20 protein-coding genes are annotated in these 20088 nt (G+C 66.6%); 10 read left to right on the top strand and 10 right to left on the bottom strand.

The window, feature by feature from the left end; translation table 11 throughout:
* Positions 1–142: 142 nt before the first annotated feature.
* Together L0C59_RS02780 and L0C59_RS02775 are read right to left on the bottom strand one after the other, a co-directional pair.
* Entirely contained in the window at positions 143–2026 is a 1884-nt protein-coding gene (locus L0C59_RS02780; RefSeq protein WP_243089691.1) for an acetate--CoA ligase, read from the bottom strand.
* Entirely contained in the window at positions 2004–4535 is a 2532-nt protein-coding gene (locus L0C59_RS02775) for an AMP-binding protein (protein ID WP_243089690.1), read from the bottom strand. The genes L0C59_RS02780 and L0C59_RS02775 overlap by 23 nt, the downstream gene beginning before the upstream one ends.
* 129 nt (positions 4536–4664) lie before the next feature.
* Between L0C59_RS02775 and acs the strand changes: the two genes are divergently transcribed.
* Positions 4665–6611, top strand: coding sequence for an acetate--CoA ligase (gene acs, locus L0C59_RS02770; RefSeq protein ID WP_243089689.1), 1947 nt, complete (start codon positions 4665–4667; stop codon positions 6609–6611).
* A gap of 43 nt (positions 6612–6654) precedes the next feature.
* Here the strand turns inward: acs and L0C59_RS02765 are convergent, their stop codons facing one another.
* From L0C59_RS02765 to L0C59_RS02755, 3 genes are read right to left on the bottom strand one after another with little or no spacing between them, the layout of a single operon-like run.
* Complete coding sequence (locus L0C59_RS02765; protein WP_243089688.1) at positions 6655–7041, bottom strand: nuclear transport factor 2 family protein; 387 nt, start codon at positions 7039–7041, stop codon at positions 6655–6657.
* 4 nt (positions 7042–7045) lie between these two features.
* Positions 7046–8590 (bottom strand): acyl-CoA mutase large subunit family protein, encoded by a 1545-nt coding sequence (locus L0C59_RS02760; RefSeq protein ID WP_243089687.1) that lies wholly within the window; start codon positions 8588–8590, stop codon positions 7046–7048.
* Positions 8591–8599: 9 nt separating this feature from the next.
* Positions 8600–8737: a hypothetical protein gene (locus L0C59_RS02755; protein WP_243089686.1), complete on the bottom strand. Its 138-nt coding sequence runs from the start codon at positions 8735–8737 to the stop codon at positions 8600–8602.
* A gap of 107 nt (positions 8738–8844) precedes the next feature.
* Here L0C59_RS02755 and L0C59_RS02750 point away from each other — a divergent pair, with 107 nt between their 5' ends.
* Genes L0C59_RS02750 through L0C59_RS02705 form a run of 9 tightly spaced genes read left to right on the top strand, consistent with a single transcriptional unit; the run spans position 8845 to position 15507 of the window.
* A complete protein-coding gene (locus tag L0C59_RS02750) occupies positions 8845–9153 on the top strand; it encodes a winged helix-turn-helix transcriptional regulator (protein ID WP_243089685.1) in 309 nt (102 codons plus the stop codon).
* Entirely contained in the window at positions 9150–9953 is an 804-nt protein-coding gene (gene minD, locus L0C59_RS02745; RefSeq protein ID WP_243089684.1) for a septum site-determining protein MinD, read from the top strand. The genes L0C59_RS02750 and minD overlap by 4 nt, the downstream gene beginning before the upstream one ends.
* The gene (gene minE / locus L0C59_RS02740) at positions 9953–10174 is read left to right on the top strand and encodes a cell division topological specificity factor MinE (protein WP_243089683.1); all 222 of its coding nucleotides are present in this window, start codon (positions 9953–9955) and stop codon (positions 10172–10174) included. The genes minD and minE overlap by 1 nt, the downstream gene beginning before the upstream one ends.
* Before the next feature lie 6 nt (positions 10175–10180).
* Positions 10181–11260 (top strand): rod shape-determining protein RodA, encoded by a 1080-nt coding sequence (gene rodA, locus L0C59_RS02735; RefSeq protein ID WP_243089682.1) that lies wholly within the window; start codon positions 10181–10183, stop codon positions 11258–11260.
* A 40-nt stretch (positions 11261–11300) separates the two neighbouring features.
* Positions 11301–12371, top strand: a complete 1071-nt coding sequence (locus L0C59_RS11240; protein ID WP_423247917.1) for an ABC transporter ATP-binding protein — start codon at positions 11301–11303, stop codon at positions 12369–12371.
* Positions 12364–13248, top strand: a complete 885-nt coding sequence (locus L0C59_RS02720; RefSeq protein WP_243089681.1) for an ABC transporter permease — start codon at positions 12364–12366, stop codon at positions 13246–13248. The genes L0C59_RS11240 and L0C59_RS02720 overlap by 8 nt, the downstream gene beginning before the upstream one ends.
* Positions 13245–14024, top strand: coding sequence for an ABC transporter permease (locus tag L0C59_RS02715; protein ID WP_243089680.1), 780 nt, complete (start codon positions 13245–13247; stop codon positions 14022–14024). The genes L0C59_RS02720 and L0C59_RS02715 overlap by 4 nt, the downstream gene beginning before the upstream one ends.
* On the top strand, positions 14021–15079 hold the full coding sequence (locus tag L0C59_RS02710) for a polyamine ABC transporter substrate-binding protein (RefSeq protein ID WP_243089679.1): 1059 nt from the start codon (positions 14021–14023) through the stop codon (positions 15077–15079). Before L0C59_RS02715 ends, L0C59_RS02710 begins: the two co-directional genes overlap by 4 nt.
* Positions 15080–15114: 35 nt before the next feature.
* Positions 15115–15507: a c-type cytochrome gene (locus L0C59_RS02705; RefSeq protein WP_243089678.1), complete on the top strand. Its 393-nt coding sequence runs from the start codon at positions 15115–15117 to the stop codon at positions 15505–15507.
* Here L0C59_RS02705 and ilvD read toward each other — a convergent pair.
* The 5 genes from ilvD to leuD are packed head-to-tail and all read right to left on the bottom strand — an operon-like array spanning position 15504 to position 20086.
* A complete protein-coding gene (ilvD, locus tag L0C59_RS02700) occupies positions 15504–17174 on the bottom strand; it encodes a dihydroxy-acid dehydratase (RefSeq protein WP_243089677.1) in 1671 nt (556 codons plus the stop codon). The genes L0C59_RS02705 and ilvD overlap by 4 nt on opposite strands.
* A complete protein-coding gene (locus L0C59_RS02695) occupies positions 17171–17905 on the bottom strand; it encodes an SDR family NAD(P)-dependent oxidoreductase (RefSeq protein ID WP_243089676.1) in 735 nt (244 codons plus the stop codon). Before L0C59_RS02695 ends, ilvD begins: the two co-directional genes overlap by 4 nt.
* Positions 17902–18441 (bottom strand): Uma2 family endonuclease, encoded by a 540-nt coding sequence (locus L0C59_RS02690; RefSeq protein ID WP_243089675.1) that lies wholly within the window; start codon positions 18439–18441, stop codon positions 17902–17904. Before L0C59_RS02690 ends, L0C59_RS02695 begins: the two co-directional genes overlap by 4 nt.
* A 5-nt stretch (positions 18442–18446) precedes the next feature.
* Positions 18447–19484: a 3-isopropylmalate dehydrogenase gene (leuB, locus tag L0C59_RS02685; RefSeq protein ID WP_243089674.1), complete on the bottom strand. Its 1038-nt coding sequence runs from the start codon at positions 19482–19484 to the stop codon at positions 18447–18449.
* Complete coding sequence (leuD, locus tag L0C59_RS02680; protein WP_243089673.1) at positions 19481–20086, bottom strand: 3-isopropylmalate dehydratase small subunit; 606 nt, start codon at positions 20084–20086, stop codon at positions 19481–19483. Before leuD ends, leuB begins: the two co-directional genes overlap by 4 nt.
* Positions 20087–20088 lie beyond the last annotated feature (2 nt).

The raw sequence follows: 20088 nt of genomic DNA, 5'->3' as shown, positions 1-20088 counted from the left end.
CTCGCGGTTAGGGGCAATCTTAGGAAAGGGTGAGGAGGGTGTCAAGAAATCTTGGCTTTGCGGGTATACGCAAAAGCATGGCTTTTCCGGATGAGAAAGGGGCTGGGGGATACCCCAGCCCAGCCCCCTTGCCACCTAGAGGCTATTCCTCCAGCGTGGACAGGTCCCCCGGGTCCTTGCCCAGCTCCTGGGCCTTGAGGAGGCGGCGGAGGATCTTGCCGGAGCGGGTCTTGGGAAGCTTATCCAGGAAGACCACCTCCGCAGGGGTGGCGATGGGGCCCAGCTCCCGGCGCACGTGGGCGATGAGGTTTTCCTTAAGCTCCTCCGAGGGGGCCTGGCCGAGCCGGAGCACCACGAAGGCCTTGATGGCCTCGCCCTTGAGGGGGTCGGGCACCCCGATCACCGCCGCCTCGGCCACCGCGGGGTGGGAGACCAAAGCGCTTTCCACATCCGCGGTGCCGATGCGGTGCCCGGCCACGTTTAAGACATCGTCCGCCCGGCCTAGGACGCTGAAGTAACCCTCCTCGTCCTTGCTGGCCACGTCGCCGGCCACGTACACGTTCCCCGGGACCTCCCGCCAGTACTGGAGGTAGCGGTCGTGGTTACCCCAGACGGTGCGCATCATGTGGGGGAAGGGGCGCTTCAAGATGAGAAGCCCCCCTTGCCCTGGGGGGACTGGCTTGCCCTCCTCGTCCACCACCTCCGCTTCCACCCCGGGAAGGGCCACCCCGGCGAAGCCGGGCTTGGCGGGGAGCACCAAGGGGGTTCCCAGGGTGGGCCCGCCCAGCTCCGTCTGCCACCAGTTATCGGCCACAAAGCCCCGCCGTCCCCCATCCGCCAGGTGCTGGTAGGCCCAAAGCAGGGCCTCGGGGTTTAAGGGTTCCCCGGCCACGGCGATGAGGCGTAAGGAGGAAAGGTCGTACTTCCCAGGCCACTCGGGGCCGAACTTCATGAAAAGGCGCACCGCGGTGGGGGCGGTGAACATCACGTTCACCCGGTGGCGCTCCACCACCTGCCAGAAGGCCCCGGGGTCGGGGTAGTCGGGGGCTCCTTCCCGGAGGACGCTGGTGATCCCCTCCAGGAGGGGGGCGTAGACGATGTAGGAATGGCCCACGATCCAGCCGATATCGCTGGTGGCCCAGAAGAGGTCGTCGTCCTTCACGTCGAAGAAGGTGCGCAGGTGGTAGGTGGTGCCCACCATGTATCCCCCGTGGACGTGTACCACCCCCTTGGGTTTTCCCGTGGAGCCGGAGGTATAGAGGATGAAGAGGGGATGCTCCGCGTCCACCATCTCCGCCCGGGCCTCAGGTGGGTTTCCCCAAAGGAGGTCCTGGAAGTCGTGGTGGCCTTGGGGAAGCTCGGCCTGGAAGGCCCTTTGGAACCAGACCACCTGAAGGGGCAGGTCCTTGATGGCCTCCTCCACCAGGGAGCGGAGGTCCACTCCCTTTCCCCTGCGGTAGCTCACGTCCCCGGCGATGAGGAGCTTGGCCCCGGCGTCCAGGATGCGCTCGCGCAGGGCGCTCACCCCAAGGCCGGCGTAGACCACGCTGTGGATGGCCCCCAGGTAGGCGGTGGCCAGCATGGCCAGGATGCCCTCGAGGGTCAAGGGCATGTAGATGACCACCCGGTCCCCCTTCTGCACCCCCAGGCGCCTAAGCCCCGTGGCCAGGCGGCGCACCCGGTCCAGGAGCTCCCCGTAGGTGAGCTTCTCCTCACGGCCGTCCTCGGAGAGGTAGAGGAGGGCTACCTTGTTCCTCAGTCCCCTTTCCACGTTGCGCTCCAGGGCGTTGTAGACGGCGTTGGTGGTGCCTCCCAAGAACCAGCGGTGCTCGGGGAGGTTCCACTCCAGCACCCTATGGAAGGGCGTCTCCCAGTCAAACCTCCTAGCCCATTCTCCCCAGAAGCCCTCGGGGTCCTCGAGGCTTTGCCGGTATACCTCGGAAAAATTCTGGAGGTTTGCCCTGAGGCGTACCTCCTCCGGGGCCCAAAGCCGCTCTTCCGCCTTAAGAAGCTTTTCCACTGCCATACTCCTCCTCCAGGGCTGAAATGTCTCCAGGGTCTAAGCCCAGGAGTTCCGCCTTTAAGAGCCTCCTTAGGATCTTGCCGCTACGGGTCCTGGGCAGGCGCTCCACGAAGACGATCCGGGGTGGGGGCACCGGCCCCAGGTGCCGCAGGAGGTGGGCCTTGATCTTCTCGGCCAGGAGAGCCTTGAGCTCCTCGGGCACCTCCTTCTTGGGTACCACGAAGACCACGATCTCCTCCCCCTCCTCCCCAGGGATCCCGATGGCGGCTGCCTCCGCCACCTGGGGGTGGGTGAGGGCGGCCGCCTCCACCTCGGCGGTGCCGAGCCGGGCCTCCCCCACCTTGATCACCTCCTCGGAGCGGCCCAGGATGCGGAAGTATCCCTCCTCGTCCCAGGTGGCGAGGTCCCCCGTCCAGTACAAGCCACACCGCCAGGGGCTTTCCCCCCCCAGGAGGTCCACCATGTGGGCTGGCCCTGCCCTCAGGAGGACCAGGTGGCCCTTGGCCCCTGGGGGTAGGACCTGCCCTTCCCCGTCCACCACCCGGGCCTCCACCCCCGGCAAGGGAATGCCCACGAAGCCCGGCTTGGCAGGGAGGGTGAGGGGGGTGGCCAGGGCCGGGGCTCCCAGCTCGGTCTGCCACCAGTTGTCCAGGGGCCAGGCTAGGTTCTCCCGGGTCCAACGCCACACCTCGGGGGCCAGGGCCTCCCCCACGCTCCCCACCAGGCGCAAGGAGGTGGGCCGGGCCTCCCCGTGGCGGCGCAGGGTGCGGAGCACCGTGGGGGAGGTGAGGAGCACGTCCACGCCAAACCGCTTCAGCCGCTCGTAGAAGGCGGCGGGGTTGGGATGGTCCGGCCGGTCCTCCACCATAAGGCTGGTGCCCCCCAGGAAGAGCGGGGCGTAAAGGCCGAAGGAGTGGCCCACCACCCAGAAGAGGTCGGCGGTGGTGTGGAAGACCTCTCCGGGTTTGAGGTCGAAGAGGTACCGGAGGGCCCAGCTGACCCCCACCATGTACCCCCCATGGCCGTGGACCACGCCCTTGGGCCTGCCCGTGGAGCCCGAGGTGTGGAGGATGAAAAGGGGGTGCTCGGCGGGGACGGGGACGGCCTCCGCGGGCTTTCCCTCCGAGGCCCTTTCCAGGAACTCCGTGGTGCCCCGGGTGTGCCAGAGCACGGGGAGATCCAGGCCCGAGAGGGCGGCTTCCACCACCGGCCTTAAGGGAATGAGCTGTCCCCGGCGGAAGTAGGCGTCGGCGGCGATCAGGAGGCGGGCTTGGCTCTGGAGAAGCCGCTCCCTTAAGGCTTCCGGGCCTAGGCCCACGGGCAGGGCCACATGGGCCACCCCGATCCGCGCCAGGGCCAGGAGGCTCAAGGCGGCCTCCAGCCCCGTGGGCAGGTAGAGGGCCACCCGGTCTCCCTGCTTCACCCCCAGGGCCTGGAAGATTCCGGCAAGGCGGCGGGAGAGGTCCAGGAGTTCCCGGTAGGTCCACTTCTCCAAGTGCCCATCCCCGTCCAGGGTGATGAGGGCCACCTGTTGGGCCTTCTCGGGCAGGTGGCGGTCCAAGGCGTTTATGGCGGCATTGGTGCGCCCTCCGCCGAACCAGGTGTGGGTGGCGGGATCGTGGACCCTTTCCCAAGGGGTTTCCCAGTGGAACTCCCGGGCGAAGCTGCCGAAAAAGCCTTCGGGATCCTCGAGGCTTGCCCGATAGGCCTCCGCGTACTCCCTGAGGTTGGCCTTTTCCCGCAAGGGGGGAGGGGGTGTTACCGCTTCCACGTGGAGGTTTGCCTCCAGGGGCGGGGGCAGGGACGGGGGGTCTGGAGGCTTGAGGTAAGGGGAAACCTGGGCCACCTCGGAAAGGGAGCGGGCCAGGCGGCTGAAGGCAAAGGGGAAGCGCCTGGCGGGAACCACCACCCCTAAGGCCCCCAAAAGCTTACCCTCGGGGCCGAAAAGGGGAGCCGCCAGGGCGGATAGGCCCAGGGCGTACTCTTCCATCTCCACCGCCAGCCCGGATTCCCGGACCCGGGTGAGCTCCGCCTCGAGGGCCAGGGGATCTGTCAGGGTGTAGGGGGTTCTGGGGACCAGGGCGGGCAAGGGCAAGGCCCCGTAGGCCAGGAGGACCTTGCCCAGGGCCAGGGCGTAGACCTCCTCCGGCAGGGTGTCCCCCAGGGGATGGGGCTGGCCCTGCCGGCCCCGGGTCTTGAGCCGGATCCCCTCGGGGGTCAAGAGGGCCAGGTAGCACCGTTCCCGGGTGCGGAGGTAGAGTTCCTCCAGGGCCTCCTCGAGGGGCGTGGTCTCCAACCGGAGGGGCTTGGCCTGGCCCAGGCGGTACCCCCGTTCGGTTTTCACCGCGAAGCCTTCCTCTGCCAGGCTGTTCAAAAGGGCGTAGGCGGTGGATAGACTCTTCCCCAAAAGGCGGGCCACCTCCTTCACCCCCACCCCTTCCGGGTGCTCGGCCAGGTAGGCCAGGATGCGCAAGGCCGCCTGGACCGTGGAAAGGCTCCTCTTCCTGGCCATTTGCGTCCATACTCCGCAGGCTAGGCCCCACCTGTCAAGAAAAGGGGGGTTTGGCAAATGGTGAAAAACCCCCTCTTTCTTGACCCCAATCCCTGGGCCAGCCTATCCTGAAAGGCCAAGGGAGGGTATATGGACCGGATCGAAGGCGTTCTCAAGGAGGAGCGGGTCTTTTACCCCAGCGAGGCCTTCCGGCAACGGGCCCACATCGGGAGCGAGGAGGAGTACCAGCGCCTCTATGAGGAAAGCTTAAAGGACCCCGAGGGCTTCTGGGGCCGGGTGGCCTCGGAGCTCCACTGGTTTGAACCCTGGCAAAAGGTCCTGGAAGGGGAGCTGCCCCACGCCAAGTGGTTCGTGGGGGGCAAGACCAACCTGTCCTACAACGCCCTGGACCGCCATGTGCACACCTGGCGGCGCAACAAGGCGGCCCTCATCTGGGAGGGGGAGCCGGGGGAGGAAAGGGTCTTAACCTACCACGACCTCTGGCGGGAGGTGCAGAAGTTTGCCAACGTCCTCAAGCGCCTGGGGGTGAGGAAGGGGGACCGGGTCACCATCTACCTGCCCATGGTTCCCGAGGCGGCCATCGCCATGCTGGCCTGTGCCCGCATCGGGGCCATCCACTCCGTGGTCTTCGGGGGCTTCTCCAGCGGGGCCTTGGCCGAGCGCATCCGGGACGCCGAGGCCAAGGTGCTCATCACCGCCGACGGGGGCTACCGCCGGGGCCAGATCGTGCCCCTGAAGCAGAACGCGGACGAGGCGCTAAAAGAGGTCTCCACCGTGGAGCACGTGGTGGTGGTGCGGCGCACCGGCGAGGAGATACCCTGGACCCCGGGCCGGGACCACTGGTGGCACGAGCTCATGGAAGCGGCCTCTGACCGGGCCGAGGCGGAGCCCATGGAGGCGGAGGAGCCCCTTTTCATCCTCTACACCTCGGGTTCCACGGGGAAGCCCAAGGGGGTCTTGCACACCCTGGGCGGGTACATGACCTACGTGTACCTCACCACCAAGCTGGTCTTTGACCTTAAGGACGAGGATGTCTACTGGTGCACCGCCGATGTGGGTTGGATCACCGGCCACTCCTACGTGGTTTACGGACCCCTTCTGAACGGGGCCACCACGGTGATGTACGAGGGGGCCCCCAACTGGCCCGAGCCCGACCGCTTCTGGCAGATCGTGGACAAGTACGGGGTAAACATCCTCTATACCGCCCCCACCGCCATCCGGGCCTTCATGAAGTGGGGGGAGGGCTGGCCCCTTAGGCACCGGCTGGATTCCCTGCGCCTTTTGGGCACCGTGGGGGAGCCCATCAATCCCGAGGCCTGGCTCTGGTACTACCAGGTGATCGGGAAGGGGCGTTGCCCCATCGTGGACACCTGGTGGCAGACGGAAACCGGGGGCATCATGATCACCACCCTCCCCGGGGCGCATCCCATGAAGCCCGGGCATGCGGGCAAACCCTTCTTCGGGGTGAAGCCGGAGATCCTGGACTCCCAGCACAAGCCGGTGGAGAGTCCCGACGAGGGTGGACACCTGTGCATTACCCGCCCCTGGCCCAGCATGCTCCGCACCGTCTGGGGGGATCCCGACCGCTTCCTGCAGCAGTACTTCAGCCAACACCCCGGCAACTACTTCACCGGGGATGGGGCTAGGCGGGATAAGGATGGGTATTACCTCATCCTGGGCCGGGTGGACGATGTCCTGAACGTGGCCGGGCACCGGCTCGGCACCATGGAGATCGAGTCCGCCCTGGTTTCCCACCCCGCGGTGGCCGAGGCGGCGGTGGTGGGCCGTCCCGACCCCTTGAAGGGCGAGGCCATCGTGGCCTTCGTGACCCTGAAGGAAGGGCATGCCCCTTCTGAGGCCTTGCGGGATGAGCTCAAGGCCCATGTGGCCAAGGTGATCGGGCCCATCGCCCGCCCGGACGAGGTACGCTTCACCGATGCCCTGCCCAAGACCCGCTCCGGCAAGATCATGCGCCGCCTCTTGAGGCAGATCGCCGCAGGGGAGCAGGAGATCAAGGGGGATACCTCCACCCTCGAGGACCGCTCGGTGGTGGAGCGCCTCAGGCAAGGGGGCTAAGGGAGGGGCCGGGGAAACCCGGCCCTTTTTTAGGGCGGGGATGCTACTGGGCCGGGCTCTTGTGCACGTGCACCACCTTCCAGCCCTGGGGAAAGCGCACCGCCACCCGGCTTTCGTTCACCGCCCGGTGCCTTAGCCCCCCCTCCTCCGCCACGGTGAGGAGCAGGGTATAGGTGAAGATGGCCACGTCCCCGTAGCGTTGCAGGCGCCTTTCCAAAAGGTCCAGGCGGTGGGGTCTTCCTGAGGTGGCCCAGTTGTGCTCGATCATGAAGCGGTGGAAGGCAAGGCCGTCCAGGCGGTGGGGGGCCACGAACCACTCGTAAAGGGAAAGGTCGGGGTGGGTGGTGGCCTCGTAGGTGGCCCAGTCCCCTTGGTAGATGCTGGCCAGGTGCCTTTCCAAGAACTCCCAAAGCTGGGCCTCATTTTCCATCGCCTCACCTCCCGGGCTGGTACTCCCCCCACTCCTCCCTTAGCACCCCGCAGACCTCCCCCAGGGTGGCCCGGCGGCGGAAGGCCTCCAGCACGTAGGGGAAAAGGTTCTCGTTACCCCTAGCGGCCCGGCGCAGATTTTCCAGGCCCAGCCGGACGCTTTCCCCATCCCTTCGGGCCTTGAAGGCGGCCAGTTCCCGCTTGCGCTTCTCGTGCAACTCGGGGTCTATGCGCTGCACGGGGGTGGGCTCGTTCAGGGGGCTGTGGGGATCCGCGAAGCGGTTCACCCCTACGATGATCCGCTTGCCCTCCTCCACCTCCTTCTGGAACTGCCAGGCAGACTCCTCTATGGCCCGGCTGAAATACCCCGCCTCCACCGCGGCCACCGCACCTCCCAGGGCGTCGATCTCGCGGATGAGCCTTTCCGCTTCCGCCTCCAGCTGGTCCGTGAGGTGCTCCACGTAGAAGCTTCCCCCCAGGGGGTCTATGGCCCGGGTGACCCCGCTCTCAAAGGCCAGGATCTGCTGGGTGCGCAGGGCGAGAAGGGCGCTTTTCTCCGTGGGCAGGCCCAGGGCCTCGTCGTAGGCGTTGGTGTGAAGGCTCTGGGTGCCGCCCAGCACCGCCGCCAGGGCCTGGTAAGCGGTGCGCACCACGTTGTTCAAGGGCTCCTTTGCGGTGAGGGTGGAGCCCCCCGTTTGGGTGTGGAAGCGCAGCATCCAGCTCCTCGGGTCCTTGGCTCCGAACTCCTCCCGCATGATGCGGGCCCAAAGCCTCCTGGCGGCCCGGAACTTGGCGGCTTCCTCAAAGATATCCCCATGGGCGGCGAAGAAGAAGGAAAGCCTGGGGGCGAACTCGTCCACCTTAAGGCCCCGTTCCAGGGCGGCCTTCACGTAGGCCTTGCCGTCCGCCAGGGTGAAGGCGATCTCCTGGGCGGCGGTGGAGCCCGCCTCCCGGATGTGGTAGCCCGAGATGGAGATGGTGTTGAAGCGGGGGACGTGCCGGGCGCAGAACTCAAAGATGTCGGTCACCAGGCGCATGGAAGGGCCCGGAGGGTAGATGTAGGTGCCCCGGGCGAAGTATTCCTTGAGGATGTCGTTCTGGACGGTTCCGGAAACCTTGTCCCAGGAAACCCCCTGCTCCTCCGCCACCAGGAGGTAGAGGGCCAGGAGCATCATGGCGGGGGCGTTGATGGTCATGCTGGTGGAAACCCGGTCCAGGGGGATGCCGTCAAAGAGCTTTTGCATGTCCTCGAGGGTGGCGATGGACACCCCCACCCGGCCCACCTCCCCCACGCTCATGGGGTGGTCGGGATCCAGGCCCAGCTGGGTGGGGAGGTCAAAGGCCACGCTTAGGCCCGTCTGGCCTTGGGAAAGGAGGTATCGGTAGCGGGCGTTGGACTCCTCCGCGGTGGAGAAGCCCGCATACTGGCGCATGGTCCAGAGCCTGTCCAGGTACATCCGGGGGTAGATGCCCCGGGTGAAGGGGTACTCCCCCGGGCGACCAAGCCGTTCCCGGTAGCCTTCGGGTAGGGACTCAAAGAGGCCTTCCATGCCTTAGTTTTACAGGAAAACCCTGACCAGGAGGAGGAAGAGGAATAGCGCCCCGAGCACCAGGAAAAGGGGCGGAAGCAGGAGGCCATAGGCCGCCAGCACCAGGGCCAAAAAGTCCTTCCAGTCGGGTTTGATCTCCCCCTTCATCTCCCCCCTTAGCCTACACCCTTCCGCGCCAAGGGCGCAGGGATTGGGGTGAGGGGCCAAGGCTTTACCTGTGGATAGCTGCTGGCCCGATTTGCTAGGATTGGGCCATGGCCCTCTCCAAGAACACCCGCAAGGTGCTCAAGGTGTTGGCGCGGCGCGGGGCGCCGGAGGTGCTCCTCGCTTTGAGCCGGGGAACCTCCCGCTTCTCCGACCTGGAGTCCTTCCTGGGCCTTTCCCCCCGCACCTTGGCGGAGCGGCTTCGCGAGCTCCACCTCTTGGGCTTCGTACAGCGGCAGGCCTACCCCGAGGTGCCCCCTCGGGTAGAATACCTCCTGACCCCGCGGGGCAAGCGGGTTTTGGAATTCTTAAGCGAATTGGATGGGATATTGGACATGGTGCAGGAGGGAAAGCGGTGAGAGCAAGAGCCATCGTGGTGACATCGGGTAAGGGCGGCGTGGGGAAGACCACCACCACCGCCAACCTGGGGGCGGCTTTGGCCAAACTGGGGGAGAAGGTGGCGGTGGTGGACGTGGACGTGGGCCTCAGGAACCTGGATGTGGTCATGGGCCTCGAGGGGAGGGTGGTCTTTGACCTGATCGACGTGTTGGAGGGACGGGCCAAGGTGCGCCAGGCCTTGATCCGGGATAAGCGCATCGAGAACCTCTTCTTGCTCCCCGCCTCCCAGACCAAGGACAAGGAGGCCCTGGACCCCGCAAGGTTCCGGGAACTGGTCCAGCACCTTCTCACGGAGGAGGGGTTTGACCGGGTGCTCATAGACTCCCCCGCCGGCATCGAAAAGGGTTTCCAGACCGCCGCCACCCCGGCGGAAGGGGCCTTGGTGGTGGTGAACCCGGAGGTGAGCAGCGTGCGGGATGCCGACCGCATCATCGGCCTCCTCGAGGCCCGGGAGGTCCGGGAAAACTTCCTCATCATCAACCGCCTGCGGCCCAAGATGGTGGCCCGGGGGGATATGCTCTCCGTGGAGGACGTGGTGGAGATCCTGGGGCTTAAGCCCATCGGGATCATCCCCGAGGACGAGCAGGTGCTCATCTCCACCAACCAGGGCGAGCCTTTAGTGCTAAAGGGTACAAGCCCCGCCGCCCTCGCCTACATGGACACCGCCCGGCGCCTTAGGGGCGAGGAGGTGCCCTTCCGCAACCTGGAGGATAGCCAGGGCTTTCTGGCGGTGATCCGTAGGCTCTTTGGAGGTCGCTGATGTGGTGGCGTAGGAAGAGCAAGGAGAAGGCCAAGGAAAGGCTCAAGCTGGTCCTGGCCTACGACCGGGCCAAGCTTTCCCCGGGCCTGGTGGAGAACCTGAAGCGGGACCTCCTGGAGGTGCTTCGCCGCTACTTCCCCGCCCAGGAGGAGGGCCTCAGCGTGGCCCTCGAGGAGCGGGGGGAGAAGATGGTCCTGGTCGCCGACATCCCCTTGCGGTAGGCTTCCATGGTCCTACGGCGCCCGAACCTTCTTGCCTATGACTGGGGTCTAATCCTCCTGGCCTTGGCCATATCCGTTCTGGGTTTGTTCAACCTCCGAAGCGCTGCCCCCGACCCAGGCCTCCTCAACCGCCAGCTAGTGGCCTTCCTCCTGGGCCTCCTCCTGGCGGTGGGGGTGCAGTTCCTCTCCCGCCGCACCGTCTTCGCCCTGGCCTACCCCCTTTACGCCCTTTCCCTGCTCCTATTGGTGGCCGTCTTGGCCTTCGGCCGGGAGATCAACGGGGCCAAGGCCTGGTTCGTCCTGGGCCCCTTGCAGTTCCAGCCCCTGGAGCTGGCCAAGCTGGGCCTGATCCTGGCCTTGGCCCGGCTTTTGGAGGCGCGGGAGGTGCGCCGGGTTTGGGATTACCTTCTTCCCGGGTTCCTCACGGCCCCTGTGGTCCTTCTCCTCCTCCTGCAGCCGGATCTGGGGGGGGGCCTGGTGGTGCTCTTTGGCGTCTTTAGCGTCTTGTTCGTGCGGGGCCTGCCCTGGAAGCACCTTGTGGTGGGCTTTCTGGCCCTAGCCCTCCTGGTGCCCACTGTGGTCTGGCCCAACCTCAAGCCCTACCAGCGGGAGCGGGTCCTCATCGTCTTGGATCCCTACCGGGACCCCCTGGGCCAGGGTTTCCAGGTGATCCAGTCCACCATCGCCATCGGCTCGGGAGGGCTTTTCGGCAAGGGGTATGGCCAGGGCACCCAGACCCAGCTGGGCTTCGTCCCCTTCCGCCACACGGACTTCGTCTTCGCCGTCTTTGCGGAGGAGTGGGGATTTGTGGGCGCCGTGGCCCTCATTGGGCTTTACGCCCTCCTTCTGGCGCGCCTTTTGGGCATGGCTTTGGAATGCCCCCGCCCCTCCGACCGCCTCTTCCTGGCCGGGGTGGGGGGGATGCTGGGCTTCCAGGTGCTGGTGAACCTGGGGGTGGCCCTGGGGGTGATGCCGGTGACCGGCTTGACCCTTCCCCTTTTTTCCTATGGGGGTTCCAGCCTCATGGCCACCCTGTTCTCCTTGGGCCTTGCCCTTTTGGTGCACCGGGACCGGGCGGCTCCCTGAGGGCTTGAGCCAAGGGGCCACTCCCCCTAAACTGGGCCCCGTGGCCGGGGAAGTGCTGGTTCGCCTCTTGGGGGTGCGCAAGGATTACGGCGGGGTGGTGGCCCTGGATGGCGTGGACCTCGAGGTCAGGCGGGGGGAGTTCTTCAGCCTTTTGGGGCCCTCGGGATGCGGCAAGACCACCCTCCTTAGGCTTCTTGCGGGGTTTGACACCCCGGATGCGGGGCGGATCGAGATCGCCGGGAGGGATATGACCGGGGTTCCCCCCTATGCCCGCCCCGTGAACACCGTTTTTCAGAACTACGCCCTCTTTCCCCACATGACCGTGGAGGGGAACGTGGCCTTTGGCCTGCGCATGAAGGGGTTGCCCGCGGGGGAGATCCGCAGGAAGGTGGCCTGGGCCTTGGAGCTGGTGGATCTCCTGGGCCTGGAAAGACGCTATCCCCGGGAGCTTTCCGGAGGGCAGAGGCAACGGGTGGCCCTGGCCCGGGCCCTGGTGTTGGAGCCCGAGGTGCTCCTCCTGGACGAGCCCCTTTCCGCCTTGGACCTGAAGCTTCGTCAGGAACTAAGGGTGGAGCTCATGCAGCTTCAGCGGAGGCTTGGCACCACCTTCATCTTCGTCACCCACGACCAGGAGGAGGCCTTGGTCATGTCCGACAGGATCGCGGTGATGCGCTCGGGGAGGATTGAGCAGGTGGGCCTTCCCGACGAGGTCTACGAGCGGCCCAAAAACCGCTTTGTGGCGGATTTCCTGGGCCGCTCCAACTTTCTGCCCGCCAGGCCCCACCCCCTGGGGGCGGAAACCCCCCTTGGCCCTCTGCGCCTAAGGGAGCCCCTTTCGCGGGAGGCCCATCTGGTGATCCGGCCGGAGAAGATCCGCCTTTACCCTGCGGGCAACGGGGTGCCCGCCCGGGAGAACCTGGTGCGGGCCAGGGTGGAGGAGATCGTCTACACGGGGGCGGAGAACCAGTACTACCTGCGCTCGGGGGAGGTGCGGCTTTTGGCCTATACCCTGAACCAGGACCTGCAGGAACCTGGGGCCGAGGAGTTTGCTTACGGGGAGGAGGTTTTCTGCTACCTTCCCCCAGAGAACCTGGTGGTGGTCCATGAATGAGGCGGCCACCCCTTGGCGGCGCGCCTTCCGGGTCCTGGTCACGGTGGGCCCCGGGGGCCTTTGGCTTTTGCTCTTCGTCCTTCTCCCCACCCTTTTGGTCCTCGTGGCCTCCTTCCTCACCCGGGGGCCTTACGGGGAGCTTACGGGCCCCCTGGGGCTTCACAACTACGCCAGGCTCCTCCATCCTGTCTACCTCGAGGCCTTCGCCCAAAGCCTCCTCGTGGGGGTCCTGGCCACCCTGCTCTCCGCCTTGCTGGGTTATCCCTTGGCCTTCTACATCGCCCGCCACCCCCGGCGGGACCTCCTCCTCTTCCTCCTCCTCCTCCCCTTTCTCACCAACTTCCTGATCCGGGTCTACGCCTGGCTGGTGCTGTTGCAACGGGAGGGTCTGGTGAACGCCCTTCTTGGGGCCTTAGGCCTGGGGCCCTTGGCCCTCTATCCCTCCTTCTTCGCCGTGCTCTTGGCCACGGTGTACACCTTCCTGCCCTTTTTCGTCCTGCCGGTGTACGCCAGCGTGGAGCGGTTGGACTGGCAACTATTGGAGGCGGCCTACGACCTGGGGGCCAGGCCCCTTCGGGCCTTCTTGCATGCGGTCTTGCCCCAGACCTACCCCGGGCTGTTTGCGGGAAGCGTCCTGGTCTTCATCCCCGCCATGGGCACCTTTGTGGTGGCGGACCTCTTGGGGGCGGGGCGGGTGGTTTTGATCGGCAACCTCATCCAGCAGCAGTTCGGCATCACCCGGGACTGGGCCTTTGGCGCTGCCCTAAGCGTCTTTCTCATGGGCTTTGTCCTCCTATCCCTCTACCTCTACGCCCGCCTGCAGGGGGAAAGGGGCCTGGGACACGGGCGGAGCCCCTATCCCGAGGACCTGTTATGAGAAGGCTTCTTGCCCTCCACGCCCTTTTGGTCTACTTCTTCCTCTACCTGCCGATCCTGGTCATCGTGGCCCTCTCCTTCAACCAAGGCCGCCGGGGGGTGCGGTTCACCGGCTTCACCCTGGACTGGTACCGGGCCCTTTTCCAAGACCCCAGGGTGCTGGAGTACTTCCTGAACACCCTGGTGGTGGCCTTCCTTTCCACCCTGGTGGCCACGGCCCTGGGAACCCTGTTGGCGGTGGGCCTGGTCCGCTACCGCTTTCCCGGCAAGGGCTTTTTGCGCTACCTCCTCTACATCCCCGTGGTGGTGCCCGACGTGGTCATGGGGGTGTCCCTGCTCCTCCTCTTCGCCTTGGCAAGGGAGGTCTTGGGTTTTCCCCGCCTTTCCCTCTTCACGGTGATCCTGGGGCACATCACCTTCCAGGTGGCCTTTGTGACCCTGGTGGTGCGCTCGAGGCTCCTCCTTCTGGACCCGGCCTTGGAGGAGGCGGCCCGGGACCTGGGGGCCCGGGGCTGGCAGACCTTCTGGCACGTGACCCTGCCCCTGGCCTGGCCGGGGGTGGCAGCGGGGGCGCTGCTTGCCCTCACCCTTTCCCTGGACGACTTCGTGGTCACCTTCTTCACCGCCGGCCCCGGGGCCACCACCCTGCCCCTTTACATCTATTCCAGTGTGAAGCTGGGGGTAAGCCCCAAGGTGCACGCCCTTTCCACCCTGATCATCGCCCTTAGCGCCTTTTTCCTGGCCTTGGGGTATGCTTTGAGCCGGAGGAGGGTATGAGGCGTTTGGGCATTCTGGTTTTGCTTCTGGCCCTGGTGGCCTTGGGGATCTTCCTTTTGCGGCCCCGGCCGGCTTCCCAGGCGGGGGGGACCCTTTACTTCCTGAACTGGGCGGATTACATCCCGGAGGACCTCCTCAGGAAGTTTGAGAGGGAGACCGGGGCCAAGGTGGTCTTGGACACCTTTGAATCCCCCGAGGCCATGCTGGCCAAGCTGAAGGCGGGGGCGGACCGGGAGTTCTCCCTGGTGGTGGCCCCCGACTACTACGTGCTCCAGATGGCCCGGGAGGGGCTCATCGCTCCCCTGGAAAAGGGCAGGCTGAAGGGCCTGGCCAACCTGGACCCCTTCTTCCTGGACCCCCCCTATGATCCGGGCCTGCAGTACTCCATCCCCTACCTCTGGGGCACCACGGGCCTGGCCTACCGGGAGGATCTGGTGCAGGGCCCCGTGGACTCCTTCGCCGTTCTCTTTGACCCTGCCAGGCAGGTGGGGCCCTTCCTTCTCCTGGACGAGATGCGGGAGACCATCGGGGCGGCCTTGAAGTACCTGGGCTACTCGGTGAACACCACGGACCCCGAGGCCCTGGAGAGGGCCAAGGGGGTTCTCCTCGAGGCCAAGGGACGCTCCGTGGGCTTCTCCGGGGGAGTGGAGGCCTTGAACCGCATCCTGGCGGGGGATGCCGCCCTCACCCTGGCCTATTCCGGGGATGTGCTCCAGGCCAAGCAGGAGGATGAGAGGCTCCGCTACGTCCTGCCCAAGGAAGGCGGCACCCTCTGGACCGATGCCGTGGTGATCCTGAAGCGGGGTCCCAGCCAGGACCTGGCCTACCGCTTCATGGACTTTTTGCTGGAACCGGAAAACGCCGCCGCCTTGGCGGAATACACCCGCTACGCCACCCCCGTGGCCAAGGCGCTTCCCCTTCTTCCCGAGGAGATGCGCCAGGACCCCACGGTCTTCCCCCCGGAGGAGGTGCGGCAGAAGCTTGAGTACCTCAAGGACCTGGGGCCGGATATCGCCCTTTACGACCGGGTCTGGACCGAGGTGAAGGCTCGCTAAAGGCCCTAGCCTCGAGGACCCCCTATACTGGTCCCATGAAGCGGCTTTGGCCCCTCCTCTTCCTTCTGGGCCTGGGGGCAGCCCTGGCCCAGGGGGCGGGGGGGCTTTGGACCCGGACCTGTGCCGTCTGCCACGGGGAGAAGGGCCAGGGGGTGCGGCCTTATCCGGGCCTTCAGGCCTCGGCTCCCCTGTTCGCCACCCCGGAGGGAAGGCGGTACCTGGTCCTGGTGGTCCTCTACGGGAAAAAGGGGGAGGCCGGGCTCATGCCTGGCTTCGCCCAGCTCAAGGACGAGGAGCTGGCCGCCCTTTTAAACCACCTTAGGGTCCTTCTCCAGGCCAAGGGGGATCCCTTCGCCCCGGAGGAGATAGCCAAGGGGCGAGGCTTAAACCTCGCCCCCGATGCGGTCAAGCGGCCGGAGAAGCCCTAGGCTTCAGGGTCCTTCAGCACCGCCCCCTGGTCTGCCTGCTCCACCAGGGCGGCGTAGCGGGCGAAGAGGCCGTGGCGGAAGGCGGGGGGCCTGGGTTGCCAGCGCGCCTGGCGCCTCCTTAGCTCCTCCTCGGGGAGGAGCACCTCCAAAAGGCGCCTCTCCACGTCAATCCGTACCCGGTCCCCCTCCTCCAAAAGGGCGATGGGCCCTCCCACGAAGGCCTCGGGGGCGATGTGGCCGATCATGAGGCCACGGGTGCCCCCAGAAAAACGGCCGTCGGTGAGGAGGGCCACCTCGGGGCCCAGGCCTTCGCCCACGATGGCGCTGGTGACGGAAAGCATCTCCGGCATCCCGGGGGCGCCCTTGGGGCCCACGTAGCGGATCACCACCACGTCCCCGGGACGGATCTCCCCCGCCAGGACCTTTTCCATGGCGGCCTCCTCGGAGTCGAAGACCCGGGCCGGGCCTTCGAAGTGGGTGCGCTCGGTGCCCGCCAGCTTCAAGACCGCTCCCCTTGGGGCCAGGTTGCCCCTAAGGACCACCAGGCCCCCTTGAGGCTTCAAGGCCTTCTCCACCGGGAAGACCACCTTCTGCCCCTCCGCCTCCCGGTAGGCCCGCTCCACCTCCTCGGCCAGGGTGTTACCGGTGAGGGTCCTTTCTTCCCCGAAAAGGAGCCCCGCCTCCAGGAGCTTTTGGAAGACCAAGGCGGTGCCCCCGGCCTCGTAAAGCTCCCAAGCGGTGTAGGTGCCCCAGGGAAGGAGGTCGGCGATCACCGGGGTTTTCCGGGAAACCTGGTCAAAGTCGTCCAGGCTCAGCTCCACCCCCACCTCCCGGGCGATGGCCAGGAGGTGCAAAACGGCGTTGGTGCTTCCCCCGGTGGCGGCCACGGCGGCGATGGCGTTTAGGAAGCTTCGGCGGGTGAGGAAATCCCGGGGTTTCCAGTTCTGCTCTATGGCCCGGGCTAGGATGCGGCCCGCCTCCCGGGTGGCCTTGGGCTTTTCCGGGTGCACGGCGGGGATGGCGTTGTAGCCCACAGGGGAGAGGCCCAGGGCCTCGAGGGCCATGGCCATGGTGTTGGCCGTGTACTGGCCACCGCAGGCCCCGGGGCCGGGAATGGCCCGGCGCTCGATCTCCAAAAGTTCCTCCTCGGTGATCCGGCCCGCAGCCCTCTGCCCCACGGCCTCAAACACGGAGACGATGGTGAGCTTCCTCCCCCGCCATTCCCCGGGGGCGATGGTTCCCCCGTAGAGGACCATCCCCGGAACCCCGCTGCGGATCACCCCCATGGCCCCGCCGGGGATGGTCTTGTCGCAGGCGGAGAGGACCACCATCCCGTCGTAAAGGTAGCCTTGGGCCACCAGCTCCACGCTGTCGGCGATCACCTCCCGGCTCACGAGGCTCGCCCGCATCCCAGGGGTACCCATGCTGATGCCGTCGGAGATGGCAGGGGCCCCGAACTCAAAGGGGAAGACCCCCGCCTCCTTAAGCCCGGCCTTGACGTCCAGGGCCAGCTGGCGGAGGTGGTAGTTGCAGGGCATCCCGTCCGTGAAGGTGTTCACTACCCCCACGAAGGGCCGGGAGAAGTCCTCATCCCCCACGCCCACCGCCCGGAGCATGGAGCGGGCGGGGGCCTGTTGCAATCCCTTTTTGATGCGGTCGGATCTCATGCGTCCCTCCAGGTTGCGATCTTTCCATGAAACTGGCGCGCCCTGGGGAGAAGGCGCACCAGGGCATAGGCGGCCTCCTTGGGGCTTAGGAGGCGGCCTTCCTCCTTGTACCCGCGGAAAACCTGATGCAATACCAGGGCGGCGCTTCCCTGGGCCTCGCGGGCCTGGCGTTGCATCTCGGTTTCCACCACCCCAGGCCGGTAGATGAAGCAGGTGACCTCGGGCACCTCGGCGGCCAGCTGCCGGGCCAGGTGCTCCTCCGCCGCCTTGGCCACCGCATAGGCCCCGATGCCGGGAAGGTTGGACTCGGCCGCCCCGGAGCCCACATAGACCACCACCCCTTCCCCCTTTTTCCGGAGGAGGGGATAGGCGAAGCGGGCCAGCTGGTAGCCGGCGATGAGGTTGGCCTCGAGGACCTCCAGGAATAGGGGCTTGGCAAGCTCATAGACCAAAGGCCCTGGGTGGAGGACCCCGGCGTTGTGGATGTAGCCGTAAAACCCCCCTAGGCCCTCGGCCTTTCTCACCAGCCTCTCGGCCACCTGGGCCTCCCCGGCGCTTCCCGCCACCGTTTCCACCCTGGCCCCCAGGGCCCGCACCTCCTCGGCCACCTCCCCCAAGGGCCCTTCTGAGCGGGCGTTCAGCACCAGGTCGTAGCCCGCCCGGGCCAGCTCCAGGGCCAGGGCCCGGCCGATCCCCCGGCTCGCCCCGGTGAGGATTAGGGTCTTCCTCATAGAATCTCCTCCACGGGGATCTCCACGCCCATATGGACCAGGGTGTCCCCGGGGTGAAGGGTACGCACCTCCCGGTAAGTCTCCCCCTGGGGCTCCCTGTGCACCAGAACCCGCCTGCCTTCCAGGTCCACCACCCAGACCTCGGGGATGCCCGCCTTGGCGTAGAGGGGGGTTTTTACGTTTAGGTCGTAGTCCAAGGAGGTCTCCGCCACCTCCACCACCAAGAAGGCATCCTGGGCCTCCGGGATCCGGTCCCGGTAGAAGTCCTCCCGGTAGGCGAGGAGGACCAGGTCGGGCTGGGGTTCGCTTTCCGGGGAGAGCCTTAGGGGGTCTTGGATTTGCAGGAGGGCTTTCCTTGCCTGTTGCAGGGGAAAGAGAAGGTGCATGAGGCGCTTCACGGCCGCCATGTGGCGTTTGCCTACCGGGCTCATGGTGACGATCTCCCCCTTCACCAGCTCCACCCGGGCGTCCTCGGGAAGGATGCCGGCCTCGGCCAGGCGGTGGAACTCCTCGGCGGTGAAGCGGTAGCGGAGCATATTCCCTATTTTAGCCGGCGGAGCACCTCCTGGGTGAAGGCCTCCGTCCCCGCCTGGCCCCCCAGGTCCGGCGGGGGCGCCTCGAGGAGGGCCTTGGCCACGGCCTCCTCCACCCTCCTGGCCAGCTCCACCAGGCCGAAGGCGTGCTCCAGCATCATGGCGGCGGAGAGGATGGCGGCGGTGGGGTTGGCGATCCCCTTGCCCGCGATGTCGGGGGCGGAGCCGTGCACCGGCTCGAAGACTGGGGTACCCCTTCCCAAGGAGGCGGAGGGCAGAAGCCCCAGGGAGCCGGGAAGCACCGAGGCCAGGTCGGAGAGGATGTCCCCGAAGATGTTTCCCGTCACCACCACGTCAAAGCGGGCGGGGTTTTTCACCAGGTGCATGGCCATGGCGTCCACGTACTGGTGCTCCAAGGAGACGTCGGGGAAGGCTTTTTGCACCTCCTCCACCGTCTTCCGCCAGAACTCCCCCACCTCCAGCACGTTGGCCTTGTCCACGCTGGTGAGGTGCTTCCTGCGCTTCCTGGCCGCCTCAAAGGCCACCCGGGCCACCCGCTCCACCTCGGGCTTGCTGTAGCGCTCCGTGTTCCAGGCCTCCGCCTCCGACATCCCCCGGGGCTCCCCGAAGTAGATCCCCCCGGTGAGCTCCCGCACGATGAGGACATCCACCCCCCGGGCCACCTCCTCCTTCAGGGGGGAAAGCCTTTCCAGCCCGGGGAAGACCTTGGCGGGGCGCAGGTTGGCGAAGAGGTCCTGGCTTTTCCTGAGGGCCAGAAGCCCCGTTTCCGGGCGGACCCTGCGGGGAAGGTTATCCCACTTGGGCCCCCCCACGCTTCCCAGGAGCACCGCCTGGGCCCCTTCCACTCCCCGGCGGGTTTCCTCGGGGAAGGGCTCGCCGAACCGGTCTATGGCCGCCCCGCCAAAGGGATAGGTTTCGTAGCTCAGCCCCAGGCCGTGGGCCTCGTCCAGGGCCTTTAGGACCTTCAGGGCGGCCTCGGTCACCTCGGGACCGATCCCATCCCCCGGTAGGACCGCCACCCTCATTCCGACCTCCTGGGGTAGGGAAGGCGGCGGTCGAACTCGTCCAGGAGCTCCCCGGCCTGCAAGAGCTCCCCAATGGGGTCCCAAAGCCCTTCCACCAGGGCCTCCCGGGCCTCCTCGGGGATGAAGAGGGGAGCGGTACGGCCGCCGAAGCGCACCTCCTTGTTCACCAGGTCCACCTCCACCTCGAGGTCCGGGTTCCCCTCCACCGCCTGGAAGAGGACCGCCAGGTCCTCCGGGGCCAGGGTCACGCAGGGAAGGCCGATGGCGGTGGCGTTCCCAAAGAAGATCTCGGCGAAGCTTTCCCCAACGATGGCCCGAAACCCCGCCCGCTTGATGGCCTGGGGGGCGTGTTCCCGGCTGCTACCGGAGCCAAAGCCCGCCTCCACCAGGAGGATGCTGGCCCCTTGGTACCTGGGGTCGTTCAAGGGGTGGGGCTTGGGCTCCCCCTTCTCGTCAAAGCGCTCGTCGTAGAAGAGGTACTTCCCCAGGCCCTCAAAGGTGAGCACCTTCATGAAACGGGCAGGGATGATGCGGTCCGTGTCGATGTCCTCGCCCCTTAAGGGCACCGCCCTGCCGCGGATGGTGGTGAACTTCTCCAGCATGG

It is taken from the genome of Thermus neutrinimicus, assembly GCF_022760955.1.
In the GTDB taxonomy this organism is placed as follows: domain Bacteria; phylum Deinococcota; class Deinococci; order Deinococcales; family Thermaceae; genus Thermus; species Thermus neutrinimicus.
The sequence above is the reverse complement of the archived record's forward strand: the minus strand, read 5'-3'. Positions and strand labels throughout refer to the sequence as shown.

Bases quoted from the DNA above. Each gene is read 5' to 3' on its own strand.
- L0C59_RS02760 (WP_243089687.1), bottom strand. From the start codon at position 8,590: ATGGAAGGCCTCTTTGAGTCCCTACCCGAAGGCTACCGGGAACGGCTT.
- L0C59_RS02775 (WP_243089690.1), bottom strand. From the start codon at position 4,535: ATGGCCAGGAAGAGGAGCCTTTCCACGGTCCAGGCGGCCTTGCGCATC.
- L0C59_RS02720 (WP_243089681.1), top strand. From the start codon at position 12,364: ATGAATGAGGCGGCCACCCCTTGGCGGCGCGCCTTCCGGGTCCTGGTC.
- L0C59_RS02710 (WP_243089679.1), top strand. From the start codon at position 14,021: ATGAGGCGTTTGGGCATTCTGGTTTTGCTTCTGGCCCTGGTGGCCTTG.
- L0C59_RS02750 (WP_243089685.1), top strand. From the start codon at position 8,845: ATGGCCCTCTCCAAGAACACCCGCAAGGTGCTCAAGGTGTTGGCGCGG.
- L0C59_RS02705 (WP_243089678.1), top strand. From the start codon at position 15,115: ATGAAGCGGCTTTGGCCCCTCCTCTTCCTTCTGGGCCTGGGGGCAGCC.
- L0C59_RS02715 (WP_243089680.1), top strand. From the start codon at position 13,245: ATGAGAAGGCTTCTTGCCCTCCACGCCCTTTTGGTCTACTTCTTCCTC.
- L0C59_RS02765 (WP_243089688.1), bottom strand. From the start codon at position 7,041: ATGGAAAATGAGGCCCAGCTTTGGGAGTTCTTGGAAAGGCACCTGGCC.
- L0C59_RS02755 (WP_243089686.1), bottom strand. From the start codon at position 8,737: ATGAAGGGGGAGATCAAACCCGACTGGAAGGACTTTTTGGCCCTGGTG.
- acs (WP_243089689.1), top strand. From the start codon at position 4,665: ATGGACCGGATCGAAGGCGTTCTCAAGGAGGAGCGGGTCTTTTACCCC.
- L0C59_RS02780 (WP_243089691.1), bottom strand. From the start codon at position 2,026: ATGGCAGTGGAAAAGCTTCTTAAGGCGGAAGAGCGGCTTTGGGCCCCG.
- rodA (WP_243089682.1), top strand. From the start codon at position 10,181: ATGGTCCTACGGCGCCCGAACCTTCTTGCCTATGACTGGGGTCTAATC.
- L0C59_RS02690 (WP_243089675.1), bottom strand. From the start codon at position 18,441: ATGCTCCGCTACCGCTTCACCGCCGAGGAGTTCCACCGCCTGGCCGAG.
- leuD (WP_243089673.1), bottom strand. From the start codon at position 20,086: ATGCTGGAGAAGTTCACCACCATCCGCGGCAGGGCGGTGCCCTTAAGG.
- minE (WP_243089683.1), top strand. From the start codon at position 9,953: ATGTGGTGGCGTAGGAAGAGCAAGGAGAAGGCCAAGGAAAGGCTCAAG.
- L0C59_RS02695 (WP_243089676.1), bottom strand. From the start codon at position 17,905: ATGAGGAAGACCCTAATCCTCACCGGGGCGAGCCGGGGGATCGGCCGG.
- leuB (WP_243089674.1), bottom strand. From the start codon at position 19,484: ATGAGGGTGGCGGTCCTACCGGGGGATGGGATCGGTCCCGAGGTGACC.
- ilvD (WP_243089677.1), bottom strand. From the start codon at position 17,174: ATGAGATCCGACCGCATCAAAAAGGGATTGCAACAGGCCCCCGCCCGC.